Origin of the sequence: Acinetobacter sp. YH16052 (assembly GCF_013417155.1) — a bacterium.
Lineage (GTDB): Bacteria > Pseudomonadota > Gammaproteobacteria > Pseudomonadales > Moraxellaceae > Acinetobacter.
In genome coordinates this window covers 95,822-108,782 of the sequence record NZ_VPEO01000006.1, presented here as the reverse complement: position 1 = coordinate 108,782, position 12,961 = coordinate 95,822, and the positions used below count along the sequence as shown (strand labels likewise).

Annotated in this window: 13 protein-coding genes; 5 read left to right on the top strand and 8 right to left on the bottom strand. The window is 44.8% G+C overall.

The window, feature by feature from the left end; translation table 11 throughout:
• The first annotated feature begins 142 nt into the window (after window positions 1-142).
• From leuC to leuB, 4 genes are all read left to right on the top strand, one after another.
• On the top strand, window positions 143-1,576 hold the full coding sequence (gene leuC, locus FTV42_RS06090) for a 3-isopropylmalate dehydratase large subunit (protein ID WP_100534650.1): 1,434 nt from the start codon (window positions 143-145) through the stop codon (window positions 1,574-1,576).
• A 21-nt stretch (window positions 1,577-1,597) separates the two neighbouring features.
• Window positions 1,598-2,248: a 3-isopropylmalate dehydratase small subunit gene (gene leuD / locus FTV42_RS06085; RefSeq protein WP_138742831.1), complete on the top strand. Its 651-nt coding sequence runs from the start codon at window positions 1,598-1,600 to the stop codon at window positions 2,246-2,248.
• Between the two features lie 87 nt (window positions 2,249-2,335).
• A complete protein-coding gene (locus FTV42_RS06080) occupies window positions 2,336-2,899 on the top strand; it encodes a hypothetical protein (RefSeq protein WP_004729459.1) in 564 nt (187 codons plus the stop codon).
• A 42-nt stretch (window positions 2,900-2,941) separates the two neighbouring features.
• Entirely contained in the window at window positions 2,942-4,021 is a 1,080-nt protein-coding gene (gene leuB / locus FTV42_RS06075) for a 3-isopropylmalate dehydrogenase (protein ID WP_004647384.1), read from the top strand.
• A 73-nt stretch (window positions 4,022-4,094) separates the two neighbouring features.
• On the opposite strand, the gene FTV42_RS06070 is transcribed toward leuB, so the two are convergent.
• From FTV42_RS06070 to infA, 3 genes are all read right to left on the bottom strand, one after another.
• On the bottom strand, window positions 4,095-4,493 hold the full coding sequence (locus FTV42_RS06070; RefSeq protein WP_180037992.1) for a hypothetical protein: 399 nt from the start codon (window positions 4,491-4,493) through the stop codon (window positions 4,095-4,097).
• Between the two features lie 144 nt (window positions 4,494-4,637).
• Complete coding sequence (locus FTV42_RS06065; protein ID WP_180038071.1) at window positions 4,638-5,018, bottom strand: hypothetical protein; 381 nt, start codon at window positions 5,016-5,018, stop codon at window positions 4,638-4,640.
• 138 nt (window positions 5,019-5,156) lie between these two features.
• Window positions 5,157-5,378, bottom strand: coding sequence for a translation initiation factor IF-1 (gene infA, locus FTV42_RS06060; RefSeq protein ID WP_001284370.1), 222 nt, complete (start codon window positions 5,376-5,378; stop codon window positions 5,157-5,159).
• 231 nt (window positions 5,379-5,609) lie between these two features.
• Between infA and FTV42_RS06055 the strand changes: the two genes are divergently transcribed.
• Window positions 5,610-6,617: an AraC family transcriptional regulator gene (locus tag FTV42_RS06055; RefSeq protein WP_005107962.1), complete on the top strand. Its 1,008-nt coding sequence runs from the start codon at window positions 5,610-5,612 to the stop codon at window positions 6,615-6,617.
• Window positions 6,618-6,708: 91 nt separating this feature from the next.
• Here FTV42_RS06055 and truA read toward each other — a convergent pair whose 3' ends face one another.
• The 5 genes from truA to asd all read right to left on the bottom strand — a co-directional run bounded on the left by truA (window position 6,709) and on the right by asd (window position 12,815).
• Entirely contained in the window at window positions 6,709-7,506 is a 798-nt protein-coding gene (gene truA, locus FTV42_RS06050; RefSeq protein ID WP_164543043.1) for a tRNA pseudouridine(38-40) synthase TruA, read from the bottom strand.
• Window positions 7,507-7,521: 15 nt separating this feature from the next.
• Window positions 7,522-8,490 (bottom strand): asparaginase domain-containing protein, encoded by a 969-nt coding sequence (locus tag FTV42_RS06045; protein ID WP_180037990.1) that lies wholly within the window; start codon window positions 8,488-8,490, stop codon window positions 7,522-7,524.
• 47 nt (window positions 8,491-8,537) lie between these two features.
• Complete coding sequence (locus FTV42_RS06040) at window positions 8,538-9,923, bottom strand: fimbrial protein FimV (RefSeq protein ID WP_180037987.1); 1,386 nt, start codon at window positions 9,921-9,923, stop codon at window positions 8,538-8,540.
• A 66-nt stretch (window positions 9,924-9,989) separates the two neighbouring features.
• Window positions 9,990-11,576 carry a hypothetical protein gene (locus FTV42_RS06035; RefSeq protein ID WP_180037985.1) on the bottom strand — a complete coding sequence of 529 codons (1,587 nt, stop codon included), beginning with the start codon at window positions 11,574-11,576 and terminating at the stop codon, window positions 9,990-9,992.
• A 120-nt stretch (window positions 11,577-11,696) separates the two neighbouring features.
• The gene (gene asd, locus FTV42_RS06030) at window positions 11,697-12,815 is read right to left on the bottom strand and encodes an aspartate-semialdehyde dehydrogenase (RefSeq protein ID WP_004647391.1); all 1,119 of its coding nucleotides are present in this window, start codon (window positions 12,813-12,815) and stop codon (window positions 11,697-11,699) included.
• Window positions 12,816-12,961 lie beyond the last annotated feature (146 nt).

Here is a 12,961-nt window from a genome sequence, read left to right as displayed (position 1 = left end):
GCTAAAGCATGATTTGATTCAGCTTTTAAAAGATTCCAAAAAGTTTTTTAACTGATAAAAATGATAAATTAGATTTATGTGATTGCAGCGATATAATCAAAATCAGAGAAAGAATTTACCCAGTCCAGTGGAGTACATCGACATGGCAGGCGCAACCCAAACAGCAAAAACATTATATGATAAATTGTGGGACGACCATTTAGTAACGCAACGTGATGATGGTTCTGCCTTACTGTACATCGACCGTCACTTATTACATGAAGTGACTTCTCCACAGGCCTTTGAAGGTTTGCAATTGGCCGGGCGCAAGCCATGGCGTTTAAGCGCGAATATTGCCACACCGGATCATAACGTACCGACCTCGAAAAAAGAGCGTGAACAGGGGGTTGCCGGAATTGAAGATGAAACCTCGCGCATCCAGGTACAAACTTTGGATGATAACTGCAAGACCTTTAATATTGTTGAATTTGATATTAATGATATCCGTCAGGGCATCGCGCATGTGGTCGGGCCGGAGCAAGGCTTGACCTTGCCGGGCATGACTGTGGTCTGTGGTGATTCGCATACAGCAACCCATGGTGCTTTTGGCTGCTTGGCGCACGGTATCGGTACATCAGAAGTTGAACATGTATTGGCGACCCAATGTCTGGTTCAAAAGAAGATGAAAAACATGCTGGTGCGTGTTGATGGCAAATTAGGTCAGGGTGTAACACCAAAAGATGTGGTCTTGGCGATTATTGGCAAGATCGGTACCGCAGGCGGTACTGGTCACGCGATTGAATTTGGTGGTCAGGTCTTCCGTGACATGTCTATCGAAGGTCGTATGACTGTGTGCAACATGGCGATTGAAGCCGGTGCCCGTGTCGGCATGGTGGCTGTCGATGAAAAAACCATTGAGTATGTTAAAGGCCGTCCGTATGCGCCGACTGCAGATCAGTGGGATCAGGCTGTTGCTTACTGGAATACTTTACATTCAGATGATGACGCATACTTTGACACGGTTGTTGTATTGCAAGGTGAAGAAATCGAGCCACAAGTGTCTTGGGGTACTTCCCCTGAGATGGTGATTCCGGTCTCTCAAGCAGTACCGACTTTAGAACAAGCCAAAGATGATGTACAACGCAATGACTGGAACCGTGCTTATCAATATATGGGCTTAAATGCAGGTCAGGCATTAGCAGACATCCAGTTAGATCGTGTATTTATCGGTTCATGTACCAATTCGCGTATTGAAGATATCCGTGCTGCAGCCGAAGTGATCAAAGGTCGTAAAGTCGCATCTTCAATCAAACAGGCGATGGTGGTTCCGGGTTCTGGTCTGGTCAAAGCTCAGGCAGAAGCGGAAGGTCTGGACAAGGTATTTGTCGAGGCGGGCTTCGAGTGGCGTGAACCTGGCTGTTCAATGTGTCTGGCGATGAATGCTGACAAGTTACAACCAGGCGAGCATTGTGCCTCGACTTCGAACCGTAACTTTGAAGGTCGTCAGGGCAATGGCGGTCGTACTCATTTGGTGAGTCCAGCCATGGCAGCCGCTGCTGCGATCGCAGGTCACTTTGTTGATGTCCGTTCATTTTAATTGGTACGTAGGAGCACAGACATGAAAGCTTATACCGTTGAACAAGGTATCGTTGCACCTTTAGACCGTGCCAATGTCGATACAGATTTAATTATTCCAAAACAGTTTTTGAAATCGATCAAACGTACCGGTTTTGGTGACAATTTGTTTGATGAATTGCGTTACTTGGATGAAGGTTATCCAGGTCAGGACAATTCAGTTCGTCCGATCAATCCGGACTTTGTCTTGAACCAGCCACGTTATCAGGGTGCGTCTATTTTAATTTCACGTGCCAACTTTGGATGTGGTTCTAGCCGTGAACATGCGCCGTGGGCTTTGAGTGAATACGGTTTTCGTACTGTTATTGCGCCAAGCTTTGCTGATATTTTCTTTAATAACTGTTTTAAAAACGGTATGTTGCCCGTGATTTTGGCTGAAGATATTGTTGAGCAGTTATTTAAGGAATGTGCGGCAGATGAAGGCTATCAACTGACCATTGACTTGCAGGCACAAGAAGTTCGCACCCCTACAGGTGAAAGCTTTAAGTTCGAAGTCGATCCATTTCGCAAGCATTGCCTGTTAAATGGTCTGGATGATATTGGCTTAACTTTGCAGGTGGCGGATGATATTCGTGCCTATGAAGAAAAAACCAAACAATCGCGTCCTTGGGTATTTGCCGAAATTCATGGATAAATCAGTAAAAATTGTCATGGCATGACTGCGATGCCCTTGCTAATATCGGAAGATTATTGAGTTTTTTGATTGGGTAAGACAGACATTATGGCGAATTATTGGAAACAGTGGCTTGCTTTAAGTTCAGTATCGGTGCTGTTGACTGCATGTCAAAGCATCGACACGATGAAACTCAAACATGCCAAAGAAAATACTGAGAGCAAAAGCAATGCCCTGATCTACTGTACAGGGACGCCAGATTGTCAGTTCGAACGCTTCAATCAGACCATTATTGTCAACGCCGACAATGGCCGCATCAGTGATGAGGCGCTGAAGCAGAAACTGGTGCGCTTGCAGGCCAAAAATTTAAATCAGGCCAATCCGATTTATTTATCTGTGCCGGCAGGACAGCATGAACTGGTCGTGCGTTTTTATCCGATCAGTAAGGATAAAGCGGAAACTTTACATGTATTCCATCGTTTTCAGGCCAATAACCGCTATAGCTTAAAAATGTTTCGTGACCGTAGTGCGCGTAGCAGCAGTTTATTAAATTCTTCGGCGCCGGATCCGCTTTGCGTAGATCTGGTACAAGAGCAAAAAACCATTCGTCGTTTTTGCAAACCCTATAATGCAGTCACCGGGATTGCAGAGTTTGTAGAAAAGAAAATCTAACCTCTGTCAGGTCTGAATCTGACGTTTTAAACGGAAAATCTCATGTCTAAACAAATTTTGATTTTAGCTGGTGACGGTATCGGTCCTGAAATTGTCAAAGCGGCAGAGCAGGTGCTGACTCGTGTAAATGAAAAATTTAATCTTGATTTGACATGGGAACAGGGCTTACTCGGTGGTGCAGCCATTGATGCACATGGTTCACCGTATCCTGAAGTGACCTCTGAACAGGCTAAAAAAGCCGATGCGATTTTACTCGGTGCCGTGGGCGGTCCAAAATGGGACACGATTGAGCGTTCAATCCGTCCGGAACGTGGTTTATTGAAATTGCGTAGCGAACTGAATCTGTTTGCTAACTTGCGTCCAGCCATTCTTTATCCGCAACTGGCTGATGCTTCAAGTTTGAAGCCTGAAATCGTAGCGGGTCTGGATATTCTGATTGTACGTGAATTGACCGGTGGTATTTACTTCGGTCAGCCACGTGGTATTCGTGAACTGGAAAATGGCGAGAAGCAAGGCTATAACACCGACGTTTATTCAGAGTCTGAAATCAAGCGTATCGCCAAAGTCGCCTTTGAAATGGCTAATTTGCGTGGTGGTAAAGTATGTTCAGTGGATAAAGCCAACGTGCTTGAAGTAACTGAACTGTGGAAACAGACAGTGACTGCACTGAAAGAAGCCGAATATCCTGAAATTAATTTATCGCACATGTATGTCGACAATGCCGCAATGCAATTGGTGCGTGCGCCAAAGCAGTTTGATGTGATTGTCACTTCTAACCTGTTCGGTGACATCCTGTCGGATGAAGCTGCGATGTTGACCGGTTCAATCGGCATGTTGCCATCGGCATCTCTGGATGAAAATGGCAAGGGCATGTATGAGCCTTGTCATGGTTCTGCACCAGATATCGCCGGTCAAAACCTGGCAAATCCATTAGCGACGATTCTTTCGGTGGCGATGATGTTGCGTTATACCTTCCGTGAAGAAGCGGCTGCTAAAGCGATTGAAGATGCAGTAGGTCAGGTCTTGGATCAAGGCTTGCGTACGGCAGATATCATGTCTGAAGGCATGCAAAAAGTCGGTACGGTTGAAATGGGTCAAGCAGTCGTTGCTGCATTGAACTAAGCCTGTTTTGATTCAAAAAAACGCAGCCTTGAGCTGCGTTTTTTTATAATAGAAATTTCAAAGCTTAAACCCCTTAACAGGTTCGGCCTGTGGTGCGTACCGCGGTGGCAATATTATCTTTGAGTAAGAAGGTGATTTTACATTGCAATTTGACGTCATAGCCGCCGGCAGGGCTTACTGACACTGGAATCGGTACAGTGCCTGTCCCTGTGGCAGGAAACTGCGCTACAGGCAAAGGAATGGTAATGGGGCGTTGTACCACATAGCTTAATTGTTTTGCGCTGCGTTCAGGCTCACTGATCTGCTGGTAACCTAAACGTTTTAGATCCAGAGTTTGATCGATCAGTTGGCTGCTTTGCCCAATGAACTGTTGTAAATAGGCATCACGCTGTGCAGTCGTTGAGGAGGTGGTGGTGCATGCACTAAGCAAACCCAAGGCTGTGCAGTATGCTAAAATCAGTGTGAACTTCATGAGTTATCCTCACACCAAATAAAATGAGTGTAAGCGCATTCCATGCAAAAATACTGTTGTGATTTGATACACGGTAGACGTTTAGCGTGGTGAGGTTGATTCCTGATTTAATCCGATCCAGGCTTTGAACTCGATGAGTACAGCTTAGCAAGCTCTACCGGTATAGCGGATGGCTTGAATAATTTCATCTTTTAGGTCAAACCAGATTTGGCATTTCATCTCAATGTTATAACCACCATTTGAGGGCATCGGCATTGGTGCACCGATCGAGATACTCTGACTAATATTCGGCGTGCCCATCGGAATATTCATCTCCCGAAAAATAGTGTAGCTGAGAGATTCTGCGGTTTGAATCGGTTGCTGGGAGGTCTTGAATCCCATTGCGCGAAGATCAAGCTGGCTACGAACCTGTGCTGCAGTTTGACCCACATAAGGTTGTAGAGACTGATGCAGATGCTGATTGCCGCCGGTAACGCACGCAACGAGAAACAAGCTGGAAAGTAGGGGTAAGCATTTCATATTTATTATTTTTATACATGTTGTTTTTAATTCAATGAATAGTCGTGAATTTATGGATCTGTGTCAAATTATTTTATTGATTGATAAATAATTCAAGTAATAAAAAAGCCACTAACTAAAAGTGGCTTTTGCTTGCGCTAAAACTTAGCGTGCACGATATGTGATACGACCTTTAGTCAAATCATAAGGTGTCATTTCAACCTTCACACTATCGCCAGTTAAAATGCGGATATAGTGTTTACGCATTTTACCAGAGATGTGGGCAATCACTTCGTGACCGTTCTCTAAACGTACACGGAACATAGTATTAGGAAGCGTCTCGGTGACAACGCCTTCGAACTCGATGAGTTCCTCTTTATTGGCCATAGCCTACCTGAATGAATAAATTGGAAAGGCGCAAATTATAGTCAATTTTTTTGCAAAATACAAGACGAAACGGGCGTTAGACTGATCATCTGCCAGTAAAATAGGCGAACTGTCACGATAATTTTTTTAACTAAAAAGACACCTGTTTCTGTTGTCAGTTTGGTCAATCACAGTTAATCTAAAATTAATCTTTTTAAGTATAAATGAAGTACATACAAGGAAGGCTTTTGAGTGAGTCAGCTAACGGATGCATCAGTCGTATTGCGTTTAGGCTATCAGGCGATTCGTCGTGCGGGGTTGCCAACAGAAGAACTTTTGACCAAAGCAGGAGTGGCTTTAAATCAGGTGGAAGCCAATGACCGTACCCCGCTGAGTGCCCAATATGCCTTTTGGGTGGCGGCAGAGGAAGTCAGCAAGGACCCAGACATTGGATTGCATCTGGGTGAGCACCTGCCACTTTATCGTGGTCAGGTCATTGAACACCTGTTTGTTTCATCTGAAAATTTTGGTGAGGGACTGAAACGTGCTTTGGCTTATCAGCGACTGATCAGCGATGCCTTTGCTGCCAAATTAGTGATTGAAGATGATCGCTGCTATTTAACCAATGGTGAACAGCCTTTTGCTGAGAGTCTGGTCAATCGTCATTTTACTGAATGTGCTATGTCAGGTGTACTGCGTTTCTTTAAATTTATTACCGAAGGGCGTTTTGAGCCGATTTATATCGATTTTAATTTTTATAAAGGGGCACCTGATGATGAATACTTCCGGGTTTATGAGTGTCCGGTCAGTCTAGGTCAGAAAGAAACTCGTTTGTATTTCGATCCGACTATCCTGGAATATCCGCTGTGGCAGGCTGAACCTGAGCTGTTGCAGCTGCATGAGCAACTGGCCATTGAAAAGCTACAGGAACTGGCAAGATATGATCTGGTCGGTGAAGTACGTCGTGCAATCGGCTCTACTTTGGAGAGTGGCGAAACCACGCTAGAAACTGTGGCAGCCCAGCTGAACATCACGCCACGCCGTTTGAGAACACAACTGAGTGAGGCACATACCAGCTTTCAGCAGATTCTCTCGGATTATCGCTGTCGTCTGGCCAAGCGTTTGCTGGCGAGTACCAATGAGAGCGTCGAGCGGATTGTCTATCTGACCGGTTTTTCCGAGCCAAGTACCTTCTATCGTGCCTTTAAACGCTGGACCAATGAAACGCCAGTGGAATATCGGAAGCGGAAGCAGCGTTAAAAATCCCTCCTAACCTCTCTTTAAAAAAGGGAGGAATTCCCCTCCTTTTAGGAGGGGTTAGGGGAGGTAAATATTCTAAAAAATTTAAAAACTATTCCGGCATATTCAGCCAGTGCGGACCTAAGGGTAATTCAGGTAATTCAAACTGCGCCGGATAATCAGCATGAATAAAATACAAACCATCTGCAGGTGCGGTCACGCCAGCAGCTTTACGGTCTTCGGCAGCGAAGATAGTATCAATATGATCGGCAGCATACATGCCCTGACCAATTTCCAATAAACATCCCATGATATTGCGCACCATATGGTGCAGAAAGCCATCGGCCTGAATATCCAGTACCAGATACTGACCATGCTGAATCAGGCGGCAATGGCTGACATGACGAACGGGCTGATTGGACTGACAGGCTGCGGCGCGGAAGCTTTCAAAGTTATGCGTGCCTTCAAACTTTTTCGCGGCGTATATCATCTGTTCAACATCAAGCGGTGCATAGACATGGGTGACCTGTTTATGCAGCAATGCCGGGCGTACAGGGTGGTTGTAGACCACATAGCGATAGCGGCGCGCCTGTGCCTTAAAACGGGCATGGAAGCTGTGATCCATTTCTTTGATCCACTGGATCGAGATGTCTTTAGGGAGTTGGCTATTGCAGCCCATCAGCCAGCCACGTTCAGAACGCACGGCATCCGTATCAAAATGTGCCACCATATTGGTGGCATGGACACCCGCATCCGTACGACCAGCACCATGCAGGCTAATCGGTTGATCGGCAACTTTGCTCAGAACCTTCTCAATGGTTTCCTGTACGCTTGCAACTCCCGGCTGTTGAGTCTGCCATCCCCGATAATGCATCCCACAAAACTCAATTCCCACCGCAAAACGCTGCATAATGACCTCAAAACCTTATTGATCGTACCAATGACGATGCCATTGCTCTACAGTGTCGTATTGTAAATACATTTTTAGAGCTTTTGCATACAGATCCGCATGTCCATAACTTTCATTCAGCAAAATTTTGCAATGATTGACCCATTCGGCAATAGCATAGCGCTGATCCGTCGCACCAAAAGGCACTTGGGTGGTCAAGACGGAAATACAGCCCTGCTCATAGAGTTGATCAATGAGTGCAATCATGGCGTCATTGACCGCCAGGTTGCCAGTGCCAAAACCTTGCAGAAATAAAAAATGTGGTGGTCGAGCCAAGAGGTTGTTCAGGTTATTCAGCTGCTGGGTCAGATCAACTGGCTGCATCATGATGCTCATGCAGTTGAATTCAGTCGCTTTCGTAATATCTTCAGCTTTGATCTGATAACACGCTTGACTGGTTTGGATTGCAATATTGGCCTCAAGACCGGAAAAGGCATTTAACTCAGTAGTATGCTGTTTCAGTGCAGTTTGCGCATGTAGCAGCTGATGATGGAACGCCAGATAGACCCCGGCGCTACATTCGTTGACGGAATCTAGTGCAAATTTCAGGTTATCCAGGGCATCGCTAAATTCACGCTGTTCATTGCCTTGAGCATTCAGCAGCGGATATTGGCTACCGGTCAGTACTACATGCGCCGAGTTTCCAATAAAATGTGCCAGTACTGCACTGGCATAACTCAGCGTATCTGTACCGTGAATAATCACAAAATGCTGGATCTGCCGCGATTGCAATTGCTGAATAAACTGTACCAGTTGCAACCAGTCGGTTGCTGTACAGGCACTACTGTCCTTAATGGCGGGTGCATGATGGCATTCGACGAAATACTGCTCTGCAAGTATCTGTTCGAGCTTTGGAATAAATAAATCAGCAGGCATCGGTGCAAGAGGATCTCCCACGCAGCCGAATGTGCCACCCATATAAATTAATGCAATATTTTTTATCATAAAAAAAGCAGCCAATTATTGACTGCTTTAGTGTAAATCGAAATGCATCAAGATGCGATTTGATTCAGTAATTGCTCTGCGCGTTGCTGTTGTTCAGGAGTATATTCAGCTTCTCGCTCGGCAATAATTTCACGGGCAGCGGCATAGGCACCGAGTTGAATATATTGCTGGGCAAGATCAAGATTGAGACCTGCTTCATTAACATCCAGTAATTCCGGGAAAGATTGCAGGAGTGGATCATGCTGGTCTATCACTGTGTGAGCTGGCGTAGCAGGAAGATCGAAATTCATCGCTGTCGCAGCAGGTGCTTCTGGCGTGGTTTCTAAATGATCTAATTTAAAATCTATGCTTGATAGATTGGTTTGTGGCGTTGGTTCTGTCACAGGTGCTGCAGCTGTCAAACTGGACAGATCAAACTCAGTCGCTGGTACCGCAATTTTCTCAGCTGCTGGTACAGGTGTGTCAAGTGAGAATGAAAAATCTAGAGGCTTGATTTCTTCATCGCTAGCCGGTAACTGTTCATTATTAGTGCTTAAATTGAGATCAAAATCAGGAATCTGATTAAGATTCGTTTTATTTTCAGAATCTGTTTCTAGACGATCAGAAGCTACAGAAGAAATTTCTGACGTTGTTGGCTCTACTTTAAAAGATTCAAAGTCAAACTGAACTTCATTAACCACTACTGGTGCTGATTCAGTCGGCACACTCTGAGTAAAGCTACTCTTTGGATTAAAGTCAAAACTGTTGTCTTGTTCAGGCTCAGTCTTTGTTGCGCTGGTTGAGGCAGGTGCAGCACTCGGCTTAAAATTAAATTCAAGAGGTGCTGGTTCTTCTTTAACTGGCGCACTTTCTTGTTGTAGTTGCTCGAATGCTAAACCAGCTTTTGTATCCACAGGAAGTGATGTAAGACTCAATTCATCAAAATCACTTGTATTCGATGCGGGAACAACAGACTTAGAAACTGGATCTGGTTTAACTGATTTTTCTCTTTCATAGGCGCTTCTTTTTTCTTCAGCCTGAGAGAGAATTTCATCGATTTTCAGAGCACGAATATGATTAATCAGTTGGGTAATCGCAAAATCATCTTGCTGTAAGATATGAATATCCAATAACAGCAGATAGAGTTCATGCTGGGAATTATCCCGATTCAGTGCCTGGTTAATCTGTGCTTCGGCCGCAAAAAAATTACGTTCCTGAATTAGGCCTTCAATTTTCTTGCGTGTTTCTGCCGATAATGGTGTTGCTGATTTTTTTGTGACCCCGACTGGCTCCACTACCTTGGTTCTTTGTGGAGCAGCTTTTGACGCAGAACCAGTTTTTTTCGCTTTTACCGTTTTAGTTTTTGCTTTATCTGATTCTTGAGCATCTTGTCGTTTTTTAAAGACAATTAATACGATGATCAATATCACTAATGGAATCACATAAATCAGCATGTTTTACCCCTTGGGGATAGAGTAGTTTAAGTTCGCCTATCCCAATAAATCGTCATGTGTAACTTTTTAATTAATTGGCTTCTTATCTGCTTGTTGGGCTTTGAGCTGTTGTTGTAGCTGGGCCAGACGCGCATTTAATAACTGAATTCTGTGATCCTTCTGATTGAGTGCCAATTCTAATTCAGTTACGTTTCTCTGTAATTTAACGGTTTTTTCTCGGGCTGTCATAACTTTTAATGACAATTCCTTTGATGTTTGATTGCGTTCTGTGTTCTGGTTTGCAGAAACTTGCCCGGATTCGCGCTGGTTCTCAGCCACCAGGCTCATTTCTGCCTGATTCAAACGGTATTTAGTCTTGCCAGTAGGCTTAGATGGTAGCTCGGTTTGCTTTGCCGCAGTGACTTTAATAGGTGCAGGTGCAGGATGAGTCGTATTTAAGTTCAATGAAGCACCCTTGCGTAGACGATTGGCATTTCCTCCGATAAAGGCATGCTCATTGTGTTTTTTGATTTGCTGCATGACTTCATTGACCGGACGCTGCTGCTGTTCGGCAATTCGTGCTGCAATCCCCCACAGTGACTCATTGGATTGAACGACATAAGTAGGTTGAGTCTGATTCGGAGTTGCTTTGATTGGTGAAGCTTTTGCAGTCACTGGAGCTGGAGTTTTCACCGGATTGGATGATCCAGTTGATTTTCTGGCTTGTTCCTCAGCAAATTTTTTCACCAATGGATCACTGGAGGCGGTTTGATGATCAGAACGGGACTCTACAGCTTTCTGCACATCTACTTTATTTGGTACTGATGCGCTTTGATTTGCTGGCATCGTACTAGCTGGTTTATCTGTAGTCGAGACTGCTGCAGGAGCCGGCGATGCAAGAGTGGCTTGTGAGGTCTTTACTGAATCTGAAAGCGCCGCTGCAGTTTTAACTGGGGCTTGAGTATCGGGTGCAGTTACAGCCTCGCTTTTAAGCACAGGCGCAATCGCTTGCGCCTGAATCGCTGGACTTGATGTCATTATAGCTGGCGCAAATGCAGTTTTAGGAATGGAAGTGTTCGATAATGCAGGTGGTGCTGTGCGTTGCAATGCCAACGGCTTTTCTAACACCGGTGGCTTATTTGAGACTGCGGAAGCTGTTGTACTGTAATGGCTACTTACAGGTAAGTTGAGTGCAATATCTTTTTCGCTGACGACGACAACTGGTGCAAGCGGGCGTTCATTCTGTTTGAGACTGGCTTTTAATAAATCGGTTTTAGCTTGTAAGGGCGTACGGATATGTTGCAGACGTGCAGCATTGCCTTCCTTGATTTTGACAATAATATTCAGCTCGCGTTCTGTCATGGGGCGAGAAGAAGTAATAGTAATGACCCCGGTGCCGTTATTGCTGCGCCGGGTAAAAAAGTTCAGATGACCAGGTGGCTGATGCGATGCACCAATTGACATTAAATCTTCAGGTGAAGCCAGACTGACTTCAATCGGCAAATTGATATCAGACTGCCGAAAAGTCATTTCTGCATAGAGTAATTCCCCAGGGGCAGACTGAATCTGAACCGGATCTACATTAATCGCATAAATGTTTTGTGAAGCGACAATGGCAAAAATGGCAAGCTTTAATTTGTTATATACAGTCATCTTAATCGTGAGCTCAGTCATTATCGCATAGCGAAAATTATAGATTAACGGGATGTTTGTTTTTTGTAAAATACTTACGCAATAGTTACATAAAAAAGCCGATCAATAAAGATCGGCTTTTGGCTTTATATCCACAGGATATTAGGCATTTTTATAATCAATCAGAATACGCAGCATACGGCGTAACGGCTCGGCCGCACCCCAAAGCAACTGGTCACCTACAGTGAACGCACCCAGATATTCTTTACCCATGTTCAGCTTGCGCAGACGGCCGACTGGAACGCTTAAAGTACCTGTTACAGCAACAGGCGTCAGATCAGTCATTGATGCTTCACGAGTATTTGGAACCACTTTAGACCAGTCATTGGCACGTGCAATGATGTCTTCGATTTCATCCAAAGGTACATCTTTTTTCAATTTCAGGGTTAATGCCTGAGAGTGACAACGCATAGCACCAATACGCACACAGTGACCATCAATTGGCACGATCTGCTGGTTGCCCAGAATCTTGTTGGTTTCAACCTGACCTTTCCATTCTTCTTTCGACTGGCCGCTTTCCAGCTGCTTGTCGATATAAGGAATGAGTGAGCCAGCCAAAGGCACGCCAAAGTTTGCAGACGGGAAGCCTTCACCACGTTGTAATTCAGCAATTCTAGAGTCGATATCCAGAATTGGAGAACGCGGATCATCTAGCAACTCTTTGGTATTGTTATACAAATAACCCATACCATTGATCAGTTCACGCATGTTTTGCGCGCCAGCACCTGAAGCGGCCTGATAGGTCATTGAAGTTGCCCATTCCACCAGATTGTTCTGGAACAGACCGCCCAAGCCCATCAGCATCAAGGAAACGGTACAGTTACCGCCGACAAAAGTCTTGGTACCTTTGACCAGACCGTCTTTGATCACATGCATGTTCACTGGATCAAGTACGATGATGGCTTCATCATCCATACGTAAAGTCGATGCTGCATCAATCCAGTAACCGTTCCAGCCTTCAGCTTTCAGTTTCGGGAAAACTTCAGAAGTATAGTCGCCACCTTGACAGGTAATAATGACATCCATTTGCTTCAGACTGTTAATGTCTGATGCATCCATAAGTGCTGGGGCGGTCTTACCGCCAAATGCCGGCGCTTCACCGCCTGCATTACTGGTAGAGAAATAGAATGGCTCAAAATGAGCAAAATCATTCTCTTCAACCATACGTTGCATAAGGACGGAACCAACCATCCCGCGCCAACCGACCAGACCTACTTTCATGTCACTTTGCCTCGGTGCGTTAAAAAATCAAAAGGGATTCGAGTGTACCAAAAAGGGACTCAACTGCAAGAGCTACACAATCAAAACATCAATATTCTTGAGAGAAATATCTGCTTTATGATACATACAAAATTGATAACGTCATT